Origin of the sequence: Mycobacterium sp., assembly GCF_029961025.1 — a bacterium.
Taxonomy (GTDB): Bacteria; Actinomycetota; Actinomycetes; order Mycobacteriales; family Mycobacteriaceae; genus Mycobacterium.
The window spans coordinates 72,871-94,535 of the sequence record NZ_JASBVP010000002.1; the positions used below are offsets into that span (position 1 = coordinate 72,871).

The 21,665-nt window shown below is 63.2% G+C and carries 19 protein-coding genes, 2 tRNA genes and 3 pseudogenes; 15 read left to right on the top strand and 9 right to left on the bottom strand.

The genetic code is table 11. From position 1 onward, the window contains the following. Positions 1 to 205: 205 nt before the first annotated feature. Complete coding sequence (locus tag QJR12_RS01140) at positions 206 to 1,426, bottom strand: CaiB/BaiF CoA-transferase family protein (protein WP_300575276.1); 1,221 nt, start codon at positions 1,424 to 1,426, stop codon at positions 206 to 208. A 158-nt stretch (positions 1,427 to 1,584) separates the two neighbouring features. Between QJR12_RS01140 and QJR12_RS01145 the strand changes: the two genes are divergently transcribed. Then, positions 1,585 to 1,660 (top strand) — tRNA-Arg (locus tag QJR12_RS01145). Between the two features lie 39 nt (positions 1,661 to 1,699). Here QJR12_RS01145 and QJR12_RS01150 read toward each other — a convergent pair. Together QJR12_RS01150 and QJR12_RS17680 are read right to left on the bottom strand one after the other, a co-directional pair. Next, a complete protein-coding gene (locus tag QJR12_RS01150; RefSeq protein ID WP_300575278.1) occupies positions 1,700 to 2,440 on the bottom strand; it encodes a site-specific integrase in 741 nt (246 codons plus the stop codon). A gap of 407 nt (positions 2,441 to 2,847) precedes the next feature. Next, complete coding sequence (locus tag QJR12_RS17680; RefSeq protein ID WP_366526278.1) at positions 2,848 to 3,249, bottom strand: helix-turn-helix domain-containing protein; 402 nt, start codon at positions 3,247 to 3,249, stop codon at positions 2,848 to 2,850. Positions 3,250 to 3,901: 652 nt separating this feature from the next. On the opposite strand from QJR12_RS17680, the gene QJR12_RS01155 reads away from it, so the two are divergent. Next, positions 3,902 to 4,078, top strand: a complete 177-nt coding sequence (locus QJR12_RS01155) for a hypothetical protein (protein WP_300575280.1) — start codon at positions 3,902 to 3,904, stop codon at positions 4,076 to 4,078. Between the two features lie 543 nt (positions 4,079 to 4,621). On the opposite strand, the gene QJR12_RS17685 is transcribed toward QJR12_RS01155, so the two are convergent. Next, the gene (locus QJR12_RS17685) at positions 4,622 to 5,308 is read right to left on the bottom strand and encodes an endonuclease domain-containing protein (protein WP_366526279.1); all 687 of its coding nucleotides are present in this window, start codon (positions 5,306 to 5,308) and stop codon (positions 4,622 to 4,624) included. A 1,163-nt stretch (positions 5,309 to 6,471) separates the two neighbouring features. On the opposite strand from QJR12_RS17685, the gene QJR12_RS01160 reads away from it, so the two are divergent. The 3 genes from QJR12_RS01160 (at position 6,472) to QJR12_RS01170 (ending at position 8,473) form a co-directional block, all read left to right on the top strand. Then, positions 6,472 to 7,530, top strand: coding sequence for a hypothetical protein (locus QJR12_RS01160; RefSeq protein WP_300575282.1), 1,059 nt, complete (start codon positions 6,472 to 6,474; stop codon positions 7,528 to 7,530). A 150-nt stretch (positions 7,531 to 7,680) separates the two neighbouring features. Further along, complete coding sequence (locus QJR12_RS01165) at positions 7,681 to 8,103, top strand: hypothetical protein (RefSeq protein WP_300575283.1); 423 nt, start codon at positions 7,681 to 7,683, stop codon at positions 8,101 to 8,103. A 151-nt stretch (positions 8,104 to 8,254) separates the two neighbouring features. After that, positions 8,255 to 8,473 carry a hypothetical protein gene (locus QJR12_RS01170; protein WP_300575284.1) on the top strand — a complete coding sequence of 73 codons (219 nt, stop codon included), beginning with the start codon at positions 8,255 to 8,257 and terminating at the stop codon, positions 8,471 to 8,473. On the opposite strand, the gene QJR12_RS01175 is transcribed toward QJR12_RS01170, so the two are convergent. Together QJR12_RS01175 and QJR12_RS01180 are read right to left on the bottom strand one after the other, a co-directional pair. Further along, a complete protein-coding gene (locus QJR12_RS01175; RefSeq protein WP_300575285.1) occupies positions 8,442 to 9,953 on the bottom strand; it encodes an IS1634 family transposase in 1,512 nt (503 codons plus the stop codon). The genes QJR12_RS01170 and QJR12_RS01175 overlap by 32 nt on opposite strands. A 9-nt stretch (positions 9,954 to 9,962) precedes the next feature. After that, positions 9,963 to 10,196 (bottom strand): hypothetical protein, encoded by a 234-nt coding sequence (locus tag QJR12_RS01180; RefSeq protein WP_300575286.1) that lies wholly within the window; start codon positions 10,194 to 10,196, stop codon positions 9,963 to 9,965. An 8-nt stretch (positions 10,197 to 10,204) separates the two neighbouring features. Between QJR12_RS01180 and QJR12_RS01185 the strand changes: the two are divergent. The 3 genes and pseudogenes from QJR12_RS01185 to QJR12_RS01195 all read left to right on the top strand — a co-directional run. Beyond that, positions 10,205 to 10,936 (top strand): annotated as a pseudogene (locus QJR12_RS01185) (IS3 family transposase); the annotation flags it as partial. A gap of 239 nt (positions 10,937 to 11,175) precedes the next feature. After that, complete coding sequence (locus QJR12_RS01190; protein WP_300575287.1) at positions 11,176 to 11,802, top strand: hypothetical protein; 627 nt, start codon at positions 11,176 to 11,178, stop codon at positions 11,800 to 11,802. Positions 11,803 to 11,849: 47 nt separating this feature from the next. Then, positions 11,850 to 12,275 (top strand): annotated as a pseudogene (locus QJR12_RS01195) (helix-turn-helix domain-containing protein); the annotation flags it as partial. 214 nt (positions 12,276 to 12,489) lie between these two features. On the opposite strand, the gene QJR12_RS01200 reads toward QJR12_RS01195, so the two are convergent. After that, the gene (locus QJR12_RS01200) at positions 12,490 to 13,440 is read right to left on the bottom strand and encodes a hypothetical protein (RefSeq protein WP_300575288.1); all 951 of its coding nucleotides are present in this window, start codon (positions 13,438 to 13,440) and stop codon (positions 12,490 to 12,492) included. Between the two features lie 1,049 nt (positions 13,441 to 14,489). Further along, positions 14,490 to 14,579 (bottom strand): annotated as a pseudogene (locus tag QJR12_RS17690) (antitoxin); the annotation flags it as partial. A gap of 411 nt (positions 14,580 to 14,990) precedes the next feature. Here QJR12_RS17690 and QJR12_RS01210 point away from each other — a divergent pair. From QJR12_RS01210 to QJR12_RS01220, 3 genes are all read left to right on the top strand, one after another. After that, positions 14,991 to 15,081: transfer RNA gene (locus QJR12_RS01210), tRNA-Arg, on the top strand. A gap of 53 nt (positions 15,082 to 15,134) precedes the next feature. Next, a complete protein-coding gene (locus QJR12_RS01215; protein WP_300575290.1) occupies positions 15,135 to 15,833 on the top strand; it encodes a DUF732 domain-containing protein in 699 nt (232 codons plus the stop codon). 321 nt (positions 15,834 to 16,154) lie between these two features. Further along, the gene (locus tag QJR12_RS01220) at positions 16,155 to 16,640 is read left to right on the top strand and encodes a bacterial proteasome activator family protein (RefSeq protein ID WP_300576451.1); all 486 of its coding nucleotides are present in this window, start codon (positions 16,155 to 16,157) and stop codon (positions 16,638 to 16,640) included. Between the two features lie 48 nt (positions 16,641 to 16,688). On the opposite strand, the gene QJR12_RS01225 is transcribed toward QJR12_RS01220, so the two are convergent. Continuing rightward, a complete protein-coding gene (locus tag QJR12_RS01225; RefSeq protein ID WP_300575291.1) occupies positions 16,689 to 17,552 on the bottom strand; it encodes a sulfurtransferase in 864 nt (287 codons plus the stop codon). Between the two features lie 394 nt (positions 17,553 to 17,946). Here QJR12_RS01225 and dnaK point away from each other — a divergent pair, with 394 nt between their 5' ends. The 4 genes from dnaK (at position 17,947) to trxA (ending at position 21,580) form a co-directional block, all read left to right on the top strand. Then, positions 17,947 to 19,815, top strand: coding sequence for a molecular chaperone DnaK (gene dnaK, locus QJR12_RS01230; protein WP_300575292.1), 1,869 nt, complete (start codon positions 17,947 to 17,949; stop codon positions 19,813 to 19,815). An 8-nt stretch (positions 19,816 to 19,823) separates the two neighbouring features. Beyond that, positions 19,824 to 20,702 carry a J domain-containing protein gene (locus tag QJR12_RS01235; RefSeq protein WP_300575294.1) on the top strand — a complete coding sequence of 293 codons (879 nt, stop codon included), beginning with the start codon at positions 19,824 to 19,826 and terminating at the stop codon, positions 20,700 to 20,702. Further along, the gene (locus QJR12_RS01240) at positions 20,699 to 21,019 is read left to right on the top strand and encodes a chaperone modulator CbpM (RefSeq protein ID WP_300575296.1); all 321 of its coding nucleotides are present in this window, start codon (positions 20,699 to 20,701) and stop codon (positions 21,017 to 21,019) included. Before QJR12_RS01235 ends, QJR12_RS01240 begins: the two co-directional genes overlap by 4 nt. Positions 21,020 to 21,139: 120 nt before the next feature. Further along, a complete protein-coding gene (trxA, locus tag QJR12_RS01245) occupies positions 21,140 to 21,580 on the top strand; it encodes a thioredoxin (protein ID WP_300575298.1) in 441 nt (146 codons plus the stop codon). Positions 21,581 to 21,665: the final 85 nt, after the last annotated feature.

The following is a 21,665-nucleotide window of genomic DNA, read 5'->3' on the forward strand; positions in this document are numbered from 1 at the left end:
CATGTGTTAGTCCCCACTTTCGCCGCCATCCCAACCCCTCGGCACCGTACGGTCCCGTTCGCGGTTGACCGGTTACAGCCTGCCTTCCATGCTAGGAAGCTCCGCGGCTCGAAGGCCGCCGTTTCCGCCTGCACACCGCCGTCCGGCTACCCCGATGCGTTTCGGTCGGTCCTCGGGCGCCGGATGCCGCCGATCATGCCCTCACTCAGCCACCGGGGATGGCGATGTCGGCCGGGACTCCCGCGACACCGTCTGCGATCAGACGGTCGATGCCTGCCTGGTCGACGCCTAACTCGGCGAGCACCGCTTCGGTATGGGCGCCGAGCGCCGGGACGGGCCCCATCACGGCCTCGACATCGCGAAACGAGACGGGCGGCAATACCGCGTCCACCGGGCCGGCGGGCGTGTCCACCCGCCGCCAGCGGTCCCGCGCTGCCAACTGCTGGTGTCTGACCAGGCCGGCCATGTCGGTGATTTGTGCGGCGGGCACGCCGGCTGCGGCGAGGCGGGCGTCAAGTTCCACGGTGCCGAAACGGCGGGTTTCCCCGGCGACCACGCGGTCGCATTCCTCCCGGTGTGCGACCCGCTGGACGTTGGTGGCAAAATCCGGGCAATCGGCTAGGTCGGGCCGATCGAACACGTCGCGGACCAAAGCCTGCCAGCCGCGGTCGTTCTGAACACCGATAAGTATCTGACCGTCCGCGGTCGGGTAGGCGTTGTATGGCGCGATCGCGGCATGGCTCAGGCCCATCCGGGGGATTTGACGACCCTGGTAGAGCCACACGTACATGGGGTGGCCTAGCCATTCCACCGTGGCGTCGAACATCGAGATGTCGATCACCGCGCCCCGTCCGGTGCGGGTCCGGCGAAAAAGGGCAGCCAACGCGGCCTGACTTGCATACAGGCCGGCCGCGATGTCCGCACAGGGGATCCCGGTCTTGGTGGCGGTCTCCGGGGTGCCCGTGACCGAAATCAGGCCCGCCTCAGCCTGCACCAGCATGTCGTAGGCCTTGCGGTCCCGCAGGGGACCGCCGGTGCCGTACCCGGTGATACCGACAACCACCAGCCGGGGGTTGCAGGCAACGAGATCCTCGGCGCCCAGGCCCAGCCGTTCGGCTGCGCCCGGGGCAGTGTTCTGGACGAACACGTCGGCGCGGCCGATGAGCCGGCGCGCCAGGGCTTGTCCTTCGGGCGACTTCAGATCCAGCGCCACCGATTCTTTCCCCCGGTTCAGCCAGACAAAATGTGAGGCGAGGCCACGCACGGCCTGGTCGTAGTGGCGTGCGAAATCGCCCTCCCCGACCCTCTCGATCTTGATCACCCGGGCGCCGAGGTCGCCAAGGTGGCGGGTGGCCAGTGGCGCCGCCACCGCCTGCTCGAGAGCAACCACGGTCACACCGTCGAGAGGGAGCAGCTCAGCAGTCACAGCTGACAGGATCACCTGCCACCCTTTGGCCTGTCCAATGCTCAATTGGGAATACGTTGCCGGTTGTGAAAGAGTTGCGAGCTATGAATCTGCACCGGTAAAAACCTGCCGGTCGCGCACTCCGCTAGGTTTTAGTCAGGTCTTCGAAAGGGTGTCCCGCCCTCGTAGCTCAGGGGATAGAGCACGGCTCTCCTAAAGCCGGTGTCGCAGGTTCGAATCCTGCCGGGGGCACCAAGCGTTTCCGCAGGTCAACGCCGGTTTCCGGGCGACTGACTAGTCTTCTTCCCTCCCTTCCGGTCGGCACTTGGTCGGTGTTTCATTGCTATCAATTGACACCGACTGGCTTGCAATGGTCCGCCGCGCCGCTGCATTCAGACGCGAAGCGACGTCGTAAAGGTCTGTCGGGAAGAACCCCGCATAGTGGTTCAGCGTCGTCGCGGCTGATTCGTGCCCTAGAAGGCGTGACACAGCCACGACCGACGCCCCTTCCTGAATGGCCAGGGACGCTGCAGTGTCCCGGAGGTTGTGCGGAGTGATTTTCAGGGCCAGGGCCTCAACCGCCGGGTCGAAGACGTCACGGCGCCAATTGCGGTTCCGAAGTGGTGTGCCATTTGCAGACGGGAAAACAAGTGCTTCAGGTTCGCGCTGCGCCCCGTATCTTCGGAGCTCCTCAGACACAACTTGCGGGATCGGCACAGTGCGCGCCTGGTGATCCTTCACCGGTGACAGCTCACCCCGTGGTGCTTCCTCCGAGTACGCGCGGCTCACGCGCAGTGTGTTCTTTCCAAAGTCGACGTCTGACCAGCGGAGCGCCGCCAATTCGCCCCACCGCAAACCGCAGTATCCCGCCACAAGTACCAGCAGACGATCCCTTGAGTCTTCGAGATGGCCAGCCAGCCGCCAGAGCTCGTCATGCGTTAGCGGCCGTGGGTCGTTGCCCTGGATCTTCGGAAGCCGTATGCCGGCGGCCGGGTTGCGGTGAATTGCGCCATCTCGAACCGCGTAGTCGAACACCCTTCGCAGAACACCTAGTGAGTGCCGGGCCGTCGCCGCAGACTGTTTACGCGAAATGTCAGCCGCCCAGGCTTGGACGTCCGATGGCCTAACCGACACCAGTGGGCGTCGACCAAACGCAGCCGCAATCTGTTTCCCGATCACGCCTCGTATCTTCCGCTCGGTTGCGGGTTGCCGCACAGGCTGCGCTGACAACCAGATCTCGCACCACTCCCGGACCGGCTTCTCCCCCGCTCTAGGGTCCGCCCATACACCCGTCTTCAGTGTCTCGAGCTGTTTGCGCTCCCACTCCTGAGCGTCTCGCTTCCGCGGGAAGGTGCGAGAGGCAACATAGCGGCCTCGGTAATACACCCTTACCCGGTAGACCCTCGTCCCATTCGGACCAAAACGGGGTTCAATCACGACACCTATCCGTCCATACGTGACTCTCGCCGCAAGTCGAGCCATTTCTCGACTTCGGCTGCGTCCCAACGCAGCGCCGTTCCGACTCGAATCGCCGGCGGCCCCTCGCCACGAAGTCGCCACGCTCGGATACAGCCAACAGACACCTTTAGCCGCCGCGCCAACTGTTCGATTTTCAGAAGCTCACTATCCACTGGATACCAATCCCGTACGCCCCGTATTTCTTTAGATGTCACCCCATACCCCTCCCACCGACTGCCTGCCTCACGCGGCCGCGGCCAAGACCGCGGCCTTGTGTTCGAGCACTGTGCATCACCACACGCAGAATCTTCCGAATCCGCACCTCGTTGAAGATCAACCCACCGACCGCCCGTCTGATAAGTCCCTCCTCGCGACGCAAAGAACATCCAAGGGATTCAGCGCGAATTCCGTCATCGCGCTCACATAACGGCGAATTGCATCCTGGGGCACGTACGGGCTTCTGAACCGCACCATCTGTCCCGCAATAGAAGTCACACCAACACCGGTAGGAGCACCGATAGGTGAAATTCCGCTATCCGCGCTGTACTCACCAAGCACCGCAGCGGCCGCTTCACGCGTACGGACAGAGAAGCAGATACGTAATCCACAGTTGTCACGCGTACTCGTAGGAATGCTATCGGCTGTAGGACGTTGCGTACTGAGCACGACGACGACCCCTGCGGACCGACCTCGCTTCACCAAATCTCGTACACAGGAGTCTATTTCGCCTCCAACAATCTTTTCCTCCTTACTTGTGAACGAGCGCGAATCCAGGTACGCCTGGCACTCGTCAATCACCACGAACACGACTGGATGGTTCCGCGAGGGTCGAGCGCTCCATAGATTCGGTTGACCGTACAAATGCAGTGCATTCCTCAGCCGTTCACACATCACTGTCTGAACATCCTTAAGGGAATCCCTGACCCCCGCGAGATCACCAGCTTCCTCGCCACTGATGTAACGATATGCCCGGGGCGCAAGCACTTCCAAGTCATAACCCTGCTTGCCATCAATGAGAAGCCATTGGACGTCCTCTCTATGAGCCATCGAGGTGAGCGCAAACGCAAGCCATGCACTCTTCCCTCCTCCGGGTACACCTCCTACTACAACGCCGCTCACATTGCGGCAATCGCCGACTATCGCACGGCCGTCTTCGTCGACGCCCAAAGGAAGATCGAACCCGCTACCAACAAACGGGGCCGGCAGCACAATTGATTCCCGTAGCGGATCACGAACACGCAGATGCAATTCAAACGTGCCACCCCACGGCTCAGTGACAGTCACTTCAAGTACTCGCAACGCGGACCCCAGCTGGCCGCAACGCCGCTGCCATGTATCCTTACTCTGACCCGGGACGCCACGGACTAGTACCGCGAGGCCGTATGAGGTTTCCCGAATCCCAAGAATTGCTGGGATGTATCGAACAATTCGCCTCTGGCCACGTCGACCGCCCACCACAACGCGAGCCGCCTGAGTCACACGACTGCGCCGCAGATGCGCAACTACCGTCAAGCCAACGATCTCAAGAAGGTCACCCCACTTGTTTTCGCTGAGTAACACAGACATCGCAAAACGCAAATCCGGTCCGTACATCGCCGTGCGACGCCGTCGACGCCAACTGATCGCAATAATCACCAATGCGGCACCAACCGCGACAGCACACACAGCGCGGAAGGAGGGAACCCCGTAGCCTGAGATTGCTACCATCCACACAATGCAGATGAAGGCGCCCACGCGCCCTAGAAACCCGCGCATAGGTCACGTCACCGAGCGCTTGTCACGCTGACGAACCATGATGGTTTCATTTCTGGATGTGCCCTCCCTCAGCCGTTTTTCCGCAATCGGGGACAGCCGTTCGGGAGGGGGAACATCCCACTCCCACTGTGTGGGATGTGGCGACGGCCAGGACCGCTGATCCAGCAGATTGAAACCCAAGATTCTCGACCGAGCATCGTCGGATGGACGCCACCGATGACCGGCGTAGTACTTCAACCCGAGCGTCGCTGCCGGAGGATCATTCAGGTATCTGGCATACCGACATTCTTCGGAACTGACATGTACACATCGATCAACATTCGCATTGCACACTCTGCACAGCAGGCCACGCACAGCCCCAGTCAGATGATCGTGGTCAATCACATGGCCGCCCGGCACTCCACATGAGGCACACGACGAGCCGAACGCCGCCACCAGCCGCTGAAAGATACTCTGCCGTAATGGTTTAGAGGGAGCTGTCGCCGGCACATCCCACCCAATGCCCCTGAACCAGAGGCATGACTTTTGCTGCAATTCGCCTATTGCACTTCGCACTTCAGAAGGGGATCGATAGTACAGCCACTTGGTTGGCGCCGTCGTATCACTGCGGTCGCAACATTCGCCAATAAGCAACGTCTTTATGACCATCACTTGACGACGCACGGGGAATGCCGCCAATGGGTCGGCCATCTCAAGTATCCGCCAATCCAGCCGCAACAACACAAGCGATGCTCAGCACCGCAAATACCGTGAGCATCCGACCTACATTCATGACCACGCCCTACCTGGCGAGACGATGCACGAAGGTCCCCACACCACACCGGACCGGTCGACCACCACGACCATCGGTTCACCAAACGGATCCGAATAAGGCGGCCATTTGACCGCAGGAAGCGGACGACAATCCGAGATGCCCGGAACGTCGATGAGGCCTGATGACGATGGACCCGCATGACTCATGTCCCACGCTGGCCTGACATATCGCGATTGCGACAGCGGCCGGTTCCGCGGCGATGACTGATTCCGCGGCATCATTGACGTTGGTGATGCAGCCTGCATCACCAACTCAACTGTGAATCCGAGGGCCGTCACCACCGCACATGCGCTGAAGAGCAACAGCAGCCATCGCGTCATGGTCGCTGGCCCGCGCATCCACGCAACGGCTGCCCGCATCTGACCCAACGGCGACAGCCGGAACGGATCGCAGTAATGAAAGCGATTCGGAGTCCGCATTATTCGCCACTTGCCCGCCGTGACCCGCCGCGCAGGAGCTGGTCCACTGAACCCACCGCAGTCAACGTCTGCGCGTACACCGTTACCGCCAACACGCCGCGAGCACCTCGATCTCCGAAGCCCTGCCGTACATCCGCACGAATGGATAACTCTGCGGCACCTTCAACGCGGAAGATAGTGCCGGCCGGCACAGTCTCAAGCGGTGTAGTCGTTTCCAAGACCGCACCGTCCAGGCCGATGCCTGCCACCGAGACCGCCGCTCCAGACAGTCTGTGAACTGCCGAGCCGTCCCTTTGAACCACATCATCCGTAGCGGCGCCGTCTCGATACACTGCCCGAGTTCGTCCTCCGCCGCCTGTACCGATTACCATCAGCGAGTCCGCTGGCACGGGCACCCTAAGTGTCGTCAATTCGGCCATTCCACAATTCCTTTCACGTCACCGGAGCCACTTGCCCCAGGTGTCATGCAGAATGCACCACGGTAGGGACTCCCAGCGACGGATGCCCGAGATTCACAACTTCGCTGGTCAAGGCCCATCCCGGCGTAATCCGCTTTACCGCCAGCATCGGTCTGCCGGCGATTGCGGATCGTGTCGCTCCTCGGCGATACCGTCATCGCTATGAATGAAGTAGATCCAACACTCATGAACGACCATTCACTCGAGGCGACAGCTACAGCGCTGAGCGATGCACTGAACCCACTCGCGAAGCTGGCAAGGGGCGCTGGTGGTGGACAAGCCCTCGTCCGAGCGGAGACCGGCATTGAGATCAGCAATGCAAAACGCCTGAGGCAGCAGACCTATAACGCCCTCGCGCAACCGGTGAACAAAGCGCTATTTATCACCGGCTGCCTGCCACCAATTCCACTTCAAGGTAATGGTGACCCCACCGCCCACATACCGCTCTACCGAACCAGTTGGAAGCACCTCGCATGTCAGTACGCCATCAACATGGCATCTGCAATTCAGCGAATGAAATATGCCCTTCTGGTAGAGGTCGCCAGGAGAAGTAGCCAACGCCAGATTAAGGCATTCACCGCTCAGTATTGGGCCCAGAACATCCAGCCATACACGGCGAAAATCACGACCACTCAAGTCTCAATCGCAGAAACCGCTCAGAGGTTCGAGTCCGCACGCATCTGCTATGTTCGCGTGCTTAATAGTCCGTTAGCCACTTGGGATGTATGCAGACGTGCGCGCAACAAACTTTTCATAACAACCTGGCATCTCATCGACTTGCTCGACCAATTTGCACATGTTGCGCAGCTAATCCACGACGAAGCCGAAAAGTATCGCGCCCAATACACGCGTAAGTCAATAAAGAAAGCTGCGTCGGTGCAAACAACATATCTGAACACGATATTCAATCATCGACGCTTGTCCAACGAAGTTAAAGGCCTGCACAGAACAATTCCTGCTAAACATCCGTTACAACAACAATTCTTATACAAGACGGATGTAGACACGCTTCTCAACCGATGGCACGCCGCAAATGCGGCTGCTGGGTCGCAGCTAGAACGTATCCTTACCAGAGCTCAGAGATACGCTCACGAGGCACGTCGCATTCACGATGTGCTATCAGACGCGCTGAACGCTGACGCCAGCCTGACCTCACTCTCATCCCTTAACATCTACCAGTTCGAGTTTGACACATTAACAGTCGCGGCGACAGCATTCTGAAACGAGGCCCCTAATCGGACTTCTGACCCGGACCGCGTATCCACCGAATACAGTCAAGCCCACGGCAATGGCAGTGAGGGACCGCAATGACATACACTGACGACAAACAAATAACCAAGTATGCCGACTTCCCCTAGAGGAGCCCACACCATGACCCAAACCAGCGGCGATGACGAACTCGACATCCTCTATCAGCAATATGCAACACACATCCGACCGCTCATCACCCAAGCCAACGACGGCCAATGGCGTGCCCAATACCCAGGCCTAACATGGCACGTCACCGCCAGCAGCGAACAAGCCGCCGCCGACGAAATCACCAAAGAGGCACTACGCCGTCTCGACGCAGGCCAAGACGATGCTCAACCTCCACACGACCTACTCAAACGCCATCTGACTAATCCAATACCCGGCGTCTACGCCCTCGACCGCGAACTCTTCCTATACCTACGCGGCCACGCCGGACACACAGAAATCCAACGCGCCTTCGAAGAAGCCGAACGTCGCCGTGGCCAAGGCCGCACCTACACCAAAAACGAATACCTCACCGAACACCAACAGCATGACGAGTAGAGCGTTATCGGATGGTCCGACACATGCGCTGACCGGCGGATTGTCAGTATCAATTTGGTGGCAAACGGGCACCACAGGCTGGGCACCAGCGAACCTCTCGGCCGAGTAGTGCTTCCAGCGACGACAGATCGTGTGTGCGTAGCGTGCATGTTTGGCGCGCGAGGTGACTTCTGATCATGTCGACGATGAACTTTGCCCGCTCGACCAGTGTGGTTCCATACCGTTCATCGCAGTCCAGCCCGCGGGCGATCGCATCGCCTTCGTCCAGCTCGCGGTCTTCGTAGCGAGCTTCGCCCGCAACACCGGTACCAATCAGGGCCTTCCCGACTTGGCTCAATTTAGTGCGCAGTTGCGTCGCCGATGGCGGTGAGGGCTTGGTGGAGGTCGTCGGGTAGTGGGTGTGCGGCAGTGAGGGTGTGGTCGCCGGCTTGGATGGTGATAGTCCGATAGCGACGGGCGGTGCGTATGAATTTCTTTATACTCCAGCCGGTTTGGCGTTCGATCCAGTGGCTGACGGCCAGCGCGGTGACGACGATGCTCAGGTGCGCTTCGATGGAGTCGCGTAGCCGATGGTAGATGGGTCTGGCAGCCAGGTCGTGCTTGGACATTCGGAAGCTTTTCTCGATGTGCCACAGCTGGTGGTAGGCGCTGATGACGAAGTCAGGGGTGTGGTCGGTCAGGTTGGTGGTGTAGCCCTTCCACCCGGCCAGGGCGCGGTTTTTGGCTTCCAACTCCCGGTTGACCGTTGTAGCGGCGCCGGTGAGCTGGATGTAGCGGTTGCGTTTGACCGGGGCTTTTCCGGCGACGGCCCGTTCGGCTTTGGCGATCTGCTCATCGATACCGTGCAGGGTGCGCCTGGCCCGGTCAACACGGTACTGGTAGTAGATCATCCGGTCAGGGACACCGCGGGTCTTCTCGGTCGAGCTGGCCGGCCAGGGTTGGGTCAGCACCAGCTGATCGGGAACCGTCTCGCCGGGGTGTTGGGCCTGCCATTCGCTGACCACACCGGGCAGATGTGGGATACGGGTGCCCAAGATGAACCGCACACTCGCAGCGTGCAGCGCGATCTGGTTGGCTTCGAGGATCATCCCGGCATCGGCGACTATCGTGACATCAGTGAGGCCGTGTGCGGTTTTGAAGGCGTTGATGACCGGCAGCATAGTCGCGGTCTCGACCTTGTTGCCCTCGAATGCTTCCACTGTCAACGGGAATCCTGATGCGTCGGTGAGTAAGCCGAGAACAATCTGGGGTTCGAGGCGTCGTTCCTTGGAAAAACCGGGTTCGCGGAATCCATCGCCGCTATCGGTCTCGAAGTACAGCGTGGACACATCGAAGAGCACCAGCGAGGTTGGCCCCAACCCGGCGTGCGCGGAGCGGGCCTTGGCCAGTGCTTGGCGCCAGCTGGGTTTAGCATAGGTCGGCAGACGGCGTTTGAGCGTGGCATACGAGGCCGCGGGTATTCCGATCTCATTGAGTACCCGGGTGGTGTCGAGCTTGCTGGCCGATTCGATGATCCTGGCCAGCGTCAGTTCACGAAACACGTTGTCGCTTTTGGTCGCTGACTCAAATCCAAGCACTCTGTAGGCTGTGCACAGGGCGTCCCACAAATGAGCCGCCTGCGACGAGGTGATCGGCAGCGGCTCAGTTCCAGCCGGGGCCTGCACACCCAGATCCAGCACTTGTTGGCCCGCGGTCAACCGCTGGGCGGCGGCTGCTTTCAACACGGCCACTTCCGCGGCATCGTGGGCTGAGCCGATGTGCTCGATCTGGCGGGCTCCGCGCCGCGAGGACCACACGACTTGTACCGCGACCGCCCCGGATGCGGTCTTCACGGTGCGGACATACGCCATCCAGGCAGCCTACGAACCCAAAATTAGTGCGCAAATCCCGGCCACGCGGCACCCAAACCAGCAGGTCAAACAGCTAACGGTCAAAAAACCCGGAAACGTGAGCCAAGTCAGGTCGTAGCGAGCTTCGCCCGCAACACCGGTACCAATCAGGGCCTTGACGAAGTGTCCGCTGGACCGCAGGTCGAGCTCGATGCGCCATTCGCCGTGACGCTCACGGAAGAAGAACGAATGGTCATCGACCACCCCGGCCCGACCCGGATGCCGATCTGCGGGTCTGGCTGCGCGCGTATGCCACCAAACATCCGTGCCATGGGTTTCGGCGCGCCTGGGCGGCGTTGCGCCACGATGAGGGCCGTGAGGTCAACAAAAAGAAGGTCCACCGGCTGTGGCGTGAGGAAGGACCGCAGCGGCGGGCGCATTCGCCGCGTAAGCGCGCGGGGGTGTCGTCGGCGCCGCAGGTCGTCGCGGACGCACCCAAGGTGGTGTGGGCGATCGATTTTCAGTTCGACTCCACCATCGACGGCAAGGCCGTCAAGATCGCGTCGATGGTCGACGAGCACACCCGCGAATCGCTGCTGAACATCGTGGAGCGCTCGATCACCGGCGAGCGTCTCGTCGATGAACTCGAGCGGGTGTTCGCCACCGCCGGTGGACCGCCGCTGGTGCTGCGCATGGACAACGGCCCGGAGATGATTTCGCAAGCGTTGCAACAGTTTTGTGACGGCACAGTCGGATTGTCCGACATTCCACCCGGAGCGCCGTGGGACAACGCCTACATCGAATCGTTCAACAGCAGGCTCAGGAAGGAGTGCCTCAACCGCAACCACTGAACCAACCTGCTGGAGGCCCGAGTAGTCATCGGCGACTTCAAGCACGAACATAATCACCGGCACCGTCACTCCGCACTGGGCTACCTCACCCCGGCCGAGTACGCTGCCCGATGCAGCCACACCCACACCCCTGTGGCCTGCGAAATCAACTGAATCCAGAACAACAAAACCCGACTCTAGAACCGGGTGGACTGTTCGTGGGCATTCAGGGTGAGCACGTAGGGGTAGGGATCCGGCGCTGGCGGTGAGCAGCGTGTCGACGTGCTGGGGCCTGGTTTGTTGTTCATGGTGCCCGGGCGGCACGGTGATCAAGTCATTGGTAGGCGACGGCCCTCCCGTCGTCTCTTGGCCGAGTGCTACGGGAGGGCCGCCTGTTTGCGCTTGGAGGCGCAGTGGTCACCGTAGAAGCAGATGTCGATCAAGTCGAGTGCAGGCTGGCGGCCGGTGAGTTGAGCTGTCCGTCATGCGGGAGTGTGCTGGCCGGCTGGGGACGGGCTCGACCGCGGCAGGTGCGCGGCCCGGATGGGCCGGTGGAGCTGTGTCCGCGCCGCTCGCGGTGCACCGGCTGCGGGGTGACGCATGTGTTGTTGCCGGTGAGCACGTTGTTGCGCCGCGCCGACACCGCGGCGGTGGTGTTGTCGGCGCTGGCGGCGAAAGCCACGCGCCGGATCGGGTTCCGCCGGATCGCCGCGGAGCTGGCTCGCCCGGCCGAGACGGTGCGCGGCTGGCTGCGCCGCTTTGCCGAGCGGGCCGAGGCGGTGCGCTCGGTGTTCACCGTGTGGCTGGCCGCGGTGGATGCCGATCCGGTGATGCCGGATGCGGCCGGCGGGGTGTTCGCCGATGCGGTCGTGGCGATTGTGGCGCTCGCGGTGGCCATCACACACCGGTTTTTGCTGCCCACGGTGTCGCTGGCCGAGACGGCGGTGGCTGTGTCGGGTGGGCGGTTGTTGGCACCGGGCTGGCCCGGCGAGCGGGCGCAACACGAGTCGACCCTGCCGCCGAGGGTCGAGAGGCCGTAATTGTTTGCGCTGTCGTGTGTTTGACAGGCAGCAAAGGAGGACGGCCGGTGGCGGTCGATGATGAGGACAAGGTGCGGGCCGAGCGGGCCCGAGCGATCGGATTGTTCCGATACCAGTTGATCCGAGAAGCCGCCGATGCGGCGCATTCCACCAAGGAGCGGGGAAAAATGGTGCGCGAGCTGGCCTGCCGGGAGCACGTCGATCCGTTCGGGCGGAAGGTGCGCATCAGCCGCCAAACCATCGACCGCTGGATCCGCGACTGGCGGGCCGGCGGGTTCGACGCCCTGGTGCCCAACCCGCGCCAATGCACCCCGCGCACCCCGGCCGAGGTGCTGGAGCTGGCGGTGGCGCTGCGCCGAGAAAACCCGCAGCGCACCGCCGCGGCGATCCGGCGCATCCTACGCACCCAACTAGGCTGGTCTCCGGATGAACGCACCCTGCAGCGCAACTTCCACCGGCTGGGGCTCACCGGCGTCATCGTCGTCGCCGCCGTCGCAGCCTGGTCCCTAATCCAACTGTCTCGCCAGCCGTTGCTGCAGGACGAACCTTATATAGATGGGGGACCCGATGCTGCTCACACGCGAATCGCGCAAATACGTTTCGCGTTTTGACGTCCAGCACCATCAATGACGCGAGTTTAGTTCGATTACATGAGGCCCAACGTCAGTGACCCACTGCAATTTCCATCTAATGTGGTGGCTGACGCTGCACGAACTCAACACCGTACTGACCCAGCAGCGATGAAATCACTTCTGCCCCAAAATCTTCAGCAGTCTCTAAGACTTCCACGATCAGACTTGGCCGCCACACCACCAACCGATACCAATCGCGCCTTCGTATCTCGCCGACTGGTTCACCGCCCAGATCCTCGGCGGCCACTTCTTCGTCGCTAGCTTCCGCCGTGTTCCCCCGCGCGTCAAGCAACGCGTTCCATAGCAACTCACGTTCAGAATCCGGTTCGGCGCGGCGGCGGGACCATACGATCTGCCGCCGGCCCTTCGAAGCCCGCTCCCATTCATGCCAAACACGCCACTCGCCAGGCGGCGTCACGTTCGCAACTTCGCCAGTCTCACTGTCAATAACCGCCCAATCCCCGTCGCCCGCGGCCACCACTGACCACCGACGCGGCGTCCGAATACCAAACCCCCGAGCGTCTACCGAGTCGGCCAACTCGGCGAGTACCTCGAACGGGGTCTTGTTTCGCTCGACGATTCCGCCCTTCGTCAATGAACCAGCACCTATCTCCATTCCAATCCGCGTGGCCACGTCATATGTTGATTTCGACAAGTAGCGGCCTACGTACTCAGCTCCCTCGTCCGTGATCTCACGGACATCTACTGCAACATAGCCCGGCATTCGGCAGTCCGCCTTGAGCAATCCAGACGACCATCGCTGGTAGATTCGCGATGCAAATACGTTGCGCCCCAGCCAGCTTCGGTCGACATCGATACCTAGAACCGCTTCAATGTCCGACACCAATCCCGCTGACAATTCACTCATCGAGAACACGAGTGCGTGGACATGCAGGTGCCAGCCATTGCCGCCATCGACGGGCCGTCCGTAGGTCGCCTCGACGACACGAACCAGACCAGCTACTCCGAACCGCTCCGCGTCACCCATCACAGGCGCCAGCAGCACCGAGCGGCCGCCCTGAACAGTCCTCCGTGCACGCTGCCCCGTCCACGTACGCCCGCCAAAAGTAGCTCGCCACGCCACGCTCAATGCGTCCCACAACTCAGAGAGCGCGTCTCGACCTGAGTGCCGCATCGTCAGCGTCAGCATGTACACACGACCCCCACGCCGGCAGCACTCCCGTACTGCTGCGCCAATCTCTTCGGCGCGAGTATGGGCGATCACCCCCGAACACCGAGGACAGGCCCATACTGACCCGCACGTCATGAGGTTCTGATAGCTCGCGACCATCCGCCCATCGACCACTCGACGCCGGACAACAACCCCCTGGCCGTCATCGGGATCGCAAATCGCATCGTTGTGCAGCATCCGGCCGCAACACCGGACCGCCTTCAGCGAAGATGCCTGCCACAACATCGCCCGAGCTGCCCACCGGACCCGACGGCGTTCCTTCGAATCGACCTCGGGCAACCCGACCTTTTCACCAGCCACTTGCGGTGTGAAGCAATAACTCTGAGTACTACCAAGAGCGCTCGCTGCGCTCGCGCCGCCGGTCCTCTGGCCCTTCGCGCTTGGCGCGCTCCGGGCCGCCGGGCCGCCGCACGACACCGCGGTGCCCTCGCTCGTCTCAACGGCCATCACCGATCACCGCCCTTCGAACCGGGCCGGTGGAAATGGCGATGGCGCCTGGCGGCCACCTTTACGTACAAAGCGGCAAGCAAGTTCACCCAGGCCAAGGCATGATCGGCGTCAACAGCGTCCAGTCCGGTCAGATCAACTTCACCGAGTCCGGCCACCTCGGCAACAATCGGATCGGCCAGCACCAACCATCCACCGGCGTACTTCACCCCGCGGACAAAGGGCCACTCATACTCAGGCACCCACGCCTCGACCCGCGGCCGAGCATCCTTGTCGTCGCGGTAGTCCCGGACCTCGTAACCATGATCAGCGGACGCAATCGGCTCATGCTCTGCTGCACTCGAGTCCTCCACCGATTCGGCAATGGGCTCGGCCGCCAGTTGGACGTATGGGGCATCGATGGCACGTTCGTTGAGCGCCTCGTAGACCTGCTGCGCGTACTCATCAATCCCGAGCGCTGGCACACTGCGCGCCGTGTAGTCCCTCAGGGCGGACCGCACAGCATCCGGGTCGCCCACCCCCAGAGCGCCGCTGACGAGCAGATACCGAACCCCGAGCTCATTGGCCAGCGCCCGCGCTTCTTCGGCGGTCAGGTGGTGGTCATGTCGCTCCCAAGCCGACCGGAATCGGACCACAACCTCGCCGGCCTCCACTTCCACCGACCAGCCGTCTGGCATCTGGCTCATTTGGCACCGCCCCGGTTAACCGTCACGGTGGTGTTGTCGAGCGCCCGCGATACAATCAGCTCGCGCGCGCAAACGGTGGTATTCACATTCGCCTCCGTGGAGCCCCCTGGTTGCAGCCGGGGGGCTTCGCTCATTTCCGAGCCCGGTAACCACCGCTGATCTGTGGTCGGTGCTTGGTCGGTGACTCCGCGACACGCCGTGGCTCGTGGTGGTGCTGGATGGCGTTATATCGCCAGCTCAGAGCACCTTTCGGGGCGACGGCCGGGAGAGCTTGCAGGCTCTCCTAAAGCCGGTGTCGCAGGTTCGAATCCTGCCGGGGGCACGCTCAATCGTGCGATCGTGGCGCGTTGTCGGACCCCCAGGGATGATCGAGCCATGAGCGACGAAACTTCGTCAAATACCCAGGTCAGCTTGGAACCTCCCGGTACGGCGGCAATCTATGCGTGGGGCGAGGAACCCGAGGGCGGGGACGAGCCGGAACACGGGTACGGCGATAGGAGGGCCGGGCGGGTCGGCCGCCTGCTGCGCAACCTGGACGGCCGGATCATCCCTGCGGCCATCGCCGCGATGGCCGTACTGGCGGCGGCTTTCGCCGGAACGCTAGCGTATTCCTCATCGCAGCCGGAGCACTTCAGCATCGCGCCGGTGCCCATCGTGCAAGTCCCGGCACCCAATACGCCCGCACCCGCACCCAAGACGGTGCCCCGGCCACTGGCTGTGTCACCGAAGCCACAGCTGGCCGCGCCTCAGCGGCCCGCAGTCCCGGCACCCGCTGTGCAGGTGCCCCGCCGATGGGTGCCTTCTCAGCCGCCCCCGGTAGTCCAGCCCCCACCGCAGCCCGGAGCTGACCAGAAGTTTTTAAACTCACTCGCGCGGGACGGTATCTATTTCCGCAATGTGCCGGTCGGAATAGCCAGCGCGCATGACTCATGTCAAGCGCTGGAAAACGGTGAAACCGTCCAGCAGCTCATCCATGAAACTCAGCTCAAGAGCCCGGACTTGGACTATCGTCAGGCGATCGAAGGCACATACGACGCTATTGACGCCTACTGTCCGCAATTCGATAACCGGTAAAAATGCTTTCTACCCTGGTGACGTTCGCCGGGAGAATAACCCCTCGCCGTCGCACCGACGCCGAGCAAAAAAGCAAAAAATTGAGTGCCAATATCGTCAAGGACCGTGGCGGGGACATCGGCCTTGAATAACACCACGGCAACGGTTGATGATGCTCGATGAACTACTGTTACGAGGAAGCCCGAGTCGGGGACGGGGATCGGCGGGAGCGGAGCGGCCCGCAGGCTACCAACGGCCTGGACCACGCCGCGGGGATAGCCGGCGGATGCACGAGGGACGGTGACTGGATTGAGTGCCGAAAAAGGCGCCGGCAAGGCCGAGATCGTCGGCGCTGACTCCGGGGCGACGGCGGGCAAAGAGGAAACCGGATCCCCAGAGGAAACGTCGCTGACCAGCCTGGTCGAGCAGCCCGCCAAGGTGATCCGGATCGGCACCATGATCAGGCAGCTGCTCGAGGAGGTACGGGCGGCGCCGCTTGACGAGGCCACCCGTACCCGGCTGCGCGAGATCCACGCCATCAGTATCCGAGAACTCGAGGACGGCCTGGCACCGGAACTGCGAGAGGAACTAGACCAACTCACCTTGCCGTTCAGCGAGGACACCGCACCCTCGGATGCCGAATTGCGCATCGCCCAGGCTCAACTGGTCGGCTGGCTGGAAGGGCTGTTCCATGGAATCCAGACCGCGTTGTTCGCCCAGCAGATGGCCGCCCGGGCGCAGCTCGAGCAGATGCGTCAGGGCGTGCTGCCTCCGGGAGCTGTGCAGCCCGGGCAAACCGGAGCGTCCGAGACCGGCCCGTACCTGTGACCAGCCAGCGGTATCGACCATCGGTGATGACCGGTAGGAAATCCTCCGTTACCCAGGACCGCGCGCGACGGGGCGGGCCGGATCCGAAATCCACTCGGACCATGACCCGGGAAACAGCGGCACCACGCACCCTATCGCGGCGAACGCGGCAATCGTGACCGTCGCAGTGACGCCCGAGCCACAGTAGACACCGACATGGTCGGCGGTCCCGATATTTTCGATATTGTGGGCCGCCAATATCCGGTGGAGGGCGCTCTGGTCGAGAAACGTGCCATCGCCGGCCAACACGGCGGTGCTGGGAATGTTCTTGGCGCCGGGGATATGGCCCGCGACCGGGTCGATGGGCTCAACGTCGCCGCGGAAGCGTTCGGGCACCCGGGTATCGATCAGCGTCAGCCCTCCGCCGCCGCAGTGCTGCGCGGTCAACGTCGGCAGATTTCCGGCATACAAATCACGCTGCGGCACGGTGACGTTCCCGACTTGCGGGGTTACCGAACCGGTGTCCAAGTGACCCTCGGCCGACCGCCACGCAACAAGGCCCCCGTCGAGGATACGGACATTGTCGAGCCCGGCCGCGGTTAACACCCACCATGCCCGCGCTGAACCGACGCGATTCCAGTCGTCATAGGCCACAACCAACGTATCGTCACGGACTCCCCAGCGGCGGGCGGCCGCCTCGATGCTGTCGCCCGACGGCAGCGGATGACGGCCGCGGCCGGCGACGGTGCGATCGCTGAGTTCGTCCTCGAGTGACACATACACCGCGCCCGGGACGTGGCCCTGAAGGTAAGCCGCGTACTGATCCGGCTCATCGAACTGCCACCGCACGTCGAGTACGGTCACCGGCTCGTGAGCCCGGATAAGGCGGGCCAGCTCCGCGGCCGTGATGAGCACCCGGGAGCGCGCGTCCACCGGCTCAGGCTACTCGACGGATCCGGCAGCACAAACGGCAGAAGTATCCGGCGGTGGCGGCTCCACACCGAATATCGGCACCCTAACCACCTGGTGTGCTCGAACGTCGATATGAGACCCACGGTCCGCCCGAGGGCGTCCGGGCCGGGCGCGTCTTCCTCGAGGGGCAATGGTCCTGCGCTGTTGGGCCTTTGGCCCCTATTTGCGTGGGCGTGAACGGGTTGATTCTTGGCATGTCTTAGCCCCGAGACGGAAGAGTGCGGCAAACATGAAGCGTTGGGAATGATCGTCGGGCCGGGGCGTCCGGCAGCTCATCCGGCCGGGCTGGTAACGAGGAAACGCTGCCTGGGGCGGACCCGAGACAGACCGGGAAGGATCTGGGAAGGACTACCTGATGGCGACCGCGGTGGGTATCGATCTGGGGACCACCAACGCGGTGATCGCGGTGTGGCGTGACGGTGGGCCGATGGTGATCCCCAACGCCGAGGGTTCCCGAATCACCCCGTCAGTGGTGGCTTTCACCGAGTCCGGTGAGCGCCTGGTGGGGCGATCGGCCTGCCGGCAGGCGATCATGAATCCCAAGGGCACCATTCATTCGGCGAAGCGCTTCATCGGCCGGCGCTTCGCCGAGATATCCGACGAGGCCAAGGCGGTCGGCTTCGATGTGGTGGCCGGGCCCAACGGCGAGGCCCGGTTCGATGTGCGTGGCGAGATCGTCGCCCCCGAGCAAATCAGCGCCCAGGTGCTGCGCAAACTTGCCGACGACGCGAGCAAGTTTCTCGGTGAGCGAATACGCGAAGCCGTCATCACGGTTCCCGCGCATTTTGCTGACGCGCAGCGCATCGCCACCAGGGATGCCGCAAGGATCGCCGGATTGGAGGTGCTGGGCATCATCAACGAGCCCACCGCCGCGGCCCTGGCCTATGGCTTGGACAAGAAGGGCCACCAGACGGTGCTGGTGTTCGACCTGGGCGCGGGCACCTTCGATGTGAGCCTGCTGGAGGTGGGGGACGGTGTGGTGGAGGTGCGCGCCACCGCCGGTGATGCGCATCTGGGTGGCGATGATTTCGACCGCCGGCTGGTCGACTACCTGGCCGAGGAGTTCCAACGGCAGAACGGTATCGACCTACGCCAGAACGCCCAGGCGTTGCAGCGATTATTCGAAGCGGCCGAACAGGCCAAGATCGAGCTGTCCTCGGTCGCGCGGACCCGCATCGACATCCCGTTCATCGCCGCTGATGCCGCCGGACCCAAACATCTGACAATGCCCATCATGCGCTCGACGTTTGAAAACCTCACCGCCGATTTGATGGAGAGCTGCCTGGCTCCGGTAAGGCAGGTGATGGCCGATGCGAAGGTGACGGCCGTCGACATCGACGAGGTCATCCTGGTCGGAGGGTCGACGCGGATCCCGGCGGTGCAGGCGCTGGTGCGCCGGCTCACCGCGGGCATGGACCCCACCGTGGGCATCCACCCCGAGGAGGTGGTGGCGCTGGGCGCCGCGGTGCAGGCCGGGGTGCTGACGGGCCAGCTCTCCAACGTGCTGACGCTGGATGTCACAGCGCTGTCGCTGGGGGTGGAGACCCACGGCGGGGTGATGACCAAGATTATCGAGCGCAACACCACCATCCCGGCCCGCCGGCGCGAGGTTTTCACCACCGCTGAAGACAACCAGCCCGCCGTCGATGTCGTGGTGCTGGAAGGTGAGCGCGAAATGGCCAGTGACAACAGGGTTCTCGGACGATTCACATTGCACGGCATCCGCCCCGCACCGCGCGGTGAACCGCAGATCGAGGTCACCTTCGACGTCGATGCCAACGGCATCCTCAACGTCACCGCACGTGACAAGGACACCGGCGCCCAGCAGCACATCACCGTACGTGAGCGGCCCGGCCTCGATGAGGGTGACGTTGAACGCATGATCGCCGAAGCCGAGCATCACCGCCGCCGAGACGAGCGGCTGCGTCGCGAGGCGGAGGCGCGCAACGAACTCGATGCGGTCGCCTATCAAGTCGAGCGGCGGCTGGCGCAGTTGGGTGACTCGGTGGCGGCCCATGACCGGATGCGCGCCGAAACGCTGATCGCCGACGCCCGGCACGCCGTCAAGGAGCAGACACCGGTGGCGCGGGTGCGCTCGTTGACCTCGGACCTGCAGCAGCTGCTCTACGGGCTAGAGCCCTCGCCCGCCGCCGGCGCCGGACAGCCCCACGGGGTTCGCCCGGATGACGACGATGTCATTGACGCCGAATTCGGTCGGGGCTGAACATCGTGGTGGCGCGTGACTACTACCAGACACTCGGGGTCTCTCGGGACGCCACCCCCGAGCAGATCCAGCAGGCATATCGGCGGCTGGCGCGCAAATATCACCCGGACATCAACAAGGATCCCGGCGCCGAGGAACGGTTCAAGGAAGTCAACGAGGCCTACCATGTGCTCTCGGATCCGAAGACCCGGGAACGCTATGACCGGTTCGGCGAAGACTTTCGCCGGATCCCGGAGGACTATGACGAGCGTGCCGGCGCCGGTGTGGGCGGGCGTGCCGGGGGCGGTTTCCGCGGCGCCGGCATCGACATCGATGACCTGCTGAGCGGTATTTTCGGGGGGGTCGGGGGATTCGGCCCGGTTCCCGGCGCCGACCAAGAGGCCGAGCTGCAGCTGACCCTCGAGGAAGCCTACCGCGGGGGCACCCGCCGAATCAGATTGAACGGCCGGGCCTACACCGTGACCATTCCCGCCGGCGTCACCGAGGGACAGCGCATCCGGCTGGCCGGTGAAGGCGGCCGGGGCAGCCGCAACGCCCCACCGGGCGATTTGTACCTGGTCGTGCACATCACGCCGCATCCCCGATTCCGGCTTGACGGACGCGACATCAGCACCGACTTGTTGATCTCACCGTGGGAGGCGGTGTTAGGCGCGACCGTCGCGGTGCCCACCCCCGCAGGGGAAACGAAGGTCAAGGTGCCGCCGGGCTCCTCGACCGGTCGGCGACTGCGATTGCGGGGGGAGGGCATGCCCAACCCGCGCGGGTCACCGGGAGACCTATACGCCGAGATCAAAATCGTGGTGCCGGCCAAACCCACCCACCGGGAACGGGAGCTATTCGAACAACTGGCCGCCGAGTCCAGCTTTGATCCGAGGAGGGCACGTTGAGCGAACCGGCTTTCAGCGGGCGCTACCCGCTAGCCCGCCCGCCCCGCTTGCATATCGAGACCTTCGCGCAGCGTTGCGGGCTGCACCCGGACACGGTGCATAAATTCGTCGCGCTGGGGCTGCTGCCCTGCCATCCCGACGCCCGGGGGGAGCTGTGGTTCGACCCCTCGGCGGTGGCCCTGGCCGGCCGGATACAGCGGCTGCGGGCCGGCCTGGGACTGAATTATGCGGCGATCGGGCTGGTGCTCGATTTATTAGACCGCATCGAAGAACTCGAATCCGCTTCTGGCAGACGGCGCAACAGGATCCCACCGTGATTGCACGGTGCCGCGGCGCGCACCGAATAACCGCCGGCCCACCGGTGCCGCCGCGAACCGGCGGTGCGCTATTTCGATCCAGATTTCGACCCAGCGTTGGTCGCTGAGGAAGGCAGGAACATGCAACCACCCATCGTGCAATGCCCCAACTGTGGGCAACGCAACAGGATCCCCGCCGCCGGGCCGGGGAAACCACGGTGCGCCCAATGTCGGGGCTGGCTTCCCTGGATCGTCGAGGCCGGCGATGATGATTTCACCGAGGTCGTCGAGAAGTCCTCGGTCCCTGTCCTGGTGGATTTGTGGGCCCCCTGGTGCGGACCGTGCCGAATGGTCGGACCGGCGCTCGAGCAGCTGGCGACCGAGCGGGCGGGGAAACTGAAACTCGTCAAAATCAACGTGGACACCGCGCCCGCGGTCTCCGGGCGTTTCGGGGTGCAGGCCGTGCCCACACTGCTGGTCATCGACCACGGCCAGCTGCTTGCGCGGCAGGCCGGCGCCGCACCCGTCGCGGTGCTGCGATCCTGGCTGGACCAAGCCCTTGCGCAGGGTGTCACAAGGTAGCCGGGCCGCGGCGGCGCCGGATATGCGTTCGGCTAATCCCCGGTCGGCGGGGCTTGGCAACGGAACCGGGTGCGCCCGCGCGCAC